This window comes from Bartonella sp. AD328YNZD (assembly GCF_042196425.1).
Window position 1 is genome coordinate 1 of sequence record NZ_JBHIQG010000393.1, and the last position, 2,061, is coordinate 2,061.

The following is a 2,061-nucleotide window of genomic DNA, read 5'->3' on the forward strand; positions in this document are numbered from 1 at the left end:
ATAAATTAAAATAAATATTATTTATAGATTTAATATAATTTATTATTTTATTAGAAAAAACAAAAACAGTATAAAAAATAAAATAGCACTGAAATTTAAATGTTTAATAACAACTTGAAAATAAATGATATTTATCACATCAGTAATAGATATGCTCCAAAACGCAATATTAAACCATAGAGAGATTATATTGCTTATTATTGCTCATTGATAACACATAGATTTATAATGATAATTCATTGTTTTGTATGTTAAATAAGCGTCACGAATATCGTATAATTCTCTCATTCAAATCTGTTTTTATTCTGAAGAATGAAAATCATAAAAGAGGCTTGCGTATGAGTAAAAAGCTATAAAGGAATAAATATAAAGTGATTCTTAGAAAGGCTCTCAAATATAAGGGGAAAAATAGTAGAGGATGGCCACATAATAATATAATGCTGTGCCAGCGTGTTCCTTGATAAGTGTAAAAATGATAATGTTTAACAGCTTTCCTTTTATATCATCATTACAGGGGTGTCATTGCGAAACGGCTTTAGGTGTCAGATTTTGCTTTAAACAAGTGCATAAATTAATAAAATGAACACTCTCGTATGAATTTTTTACAAAAGCTGTAAAGATACTCTAAATGATATTAACTTTTAAAGAATTAAACAATTTATTTTTGTTATGCATAATTACCCTTCTAAAGAATTGATACCCCAAAATGTATAGTAGAATATTGTTTTTTTACTGAATAAATTTATTTTCAAAACGCATTATTAAAAATAATTATTTATTGGGTTATTTATATATTATGCATTTATTTCTATTTAGTTAGTTTGCATTAGTAAGTTAGACACAAAATAGCATTCATTTTACGTTATTATCCATTATTTTTCAATAGAGCTGTTTAGGCGATTTTGTTGGAAATATTTGCATAATTTCCTTGAATCCGTAACCTGGATACATTCCTTCGCGCATAAATAAATTACGTAATGGGGAGCAATTATGTAATAGACCAAGCCCAACACTTCGTACGATATGAACAGGAAACATATGAGAAAGTAAAGCAGAGTTCAGTGTATGAACAGCTCCACTTCGGATTAATATATCTGGTTTGCGGCATTTGTTATAACGTGCAACAATCATTTCAGGGTTAGAATTAGATATTTCATTGGGTAAAATATCAATTAAAGTTTGAACATCACGGAATCCTAAATTCAATCCCTGTGCTCCAATAGGGGGGAAAACATGAGCAGCTTCACCCACTAAAATCGTTCGATTAGCAGCAAAATGATGAGCAAGAAGTCCTGAAAGAGGCCAGGACTGAATTGATGTTTCTAAGGTTAGCGTTCCAAGCATTGATTGCATTTGATTTTCGATTATTTTTGCAATTGCTTTTGATTTTATATTCAATAATTCTTCAGCACGAGAAGGATGGACAACCCATACAAGACTGGATCTTCGCCCTGGTAGCGGAACTTGTGTAAATGGACCATGTTCTGTATGAAATTCAGTTGATGTATTTTGATGAGAAAACTCATGGGAAAAGTTGAGAACAAGTGCTTTTTGTGGGTAGTTCCACTGTTTGATATTTATCCCTGCTGCAGCACGTGTGAGAGAGTGACGTCCATCAGCAGCTATAACAAGTGGTGCTTGAATGACTCTACCATCAGAAAGAGTAATACATACATGGCTTTTTGTGTGATGAAAAGATTTAGCAGCAGAAATAAATCTTGTAATATTGGGCATATGGGTAACAGCATCGGTTAAAGCACTGTTTAATTCTACATTAGGTATGTTATAACCAAAGGCTTTTTCATCAATTTCAGCAGAAAAAAAATGCACCGTAGGAGCACGCACAATCCTAGAAGTTATATCTATAATTCTCATGCGCGATAAAGCTGCCGCATGTTTTTGAAGACTATTCCAAATATTGAGTTTTTGAAGTGTGCGGATTGCTGGCATCATAAGAGCGGTTGTCCGTAACTCATCTGTATGGGCAGGGGGCCCAACAAGAAAAACAGAAAGCCCCTCATGTGCAAGACTCAGCGCAGCTAACATTCCGACAGGACCTGC

At 32.8% G+C, this 2,061-nt stretch carries 1 protein-coding gene; it reads right to left on the reverse strand.

Features of this window, described 5'->3' with window-relative positions; all coding sequences use genetic code 11:
- Positions 1 to 879: 879 nt before the first annotated feature.
- On the reverse strand, positions 880 to 2,061 hold a 1,182-nt coding region (locus tag ACFIO3_RS12115; RefSeq protein ID WP_375704525.1), incomplete at its 5' end, for a UbiH/UbiF family hydroxylase.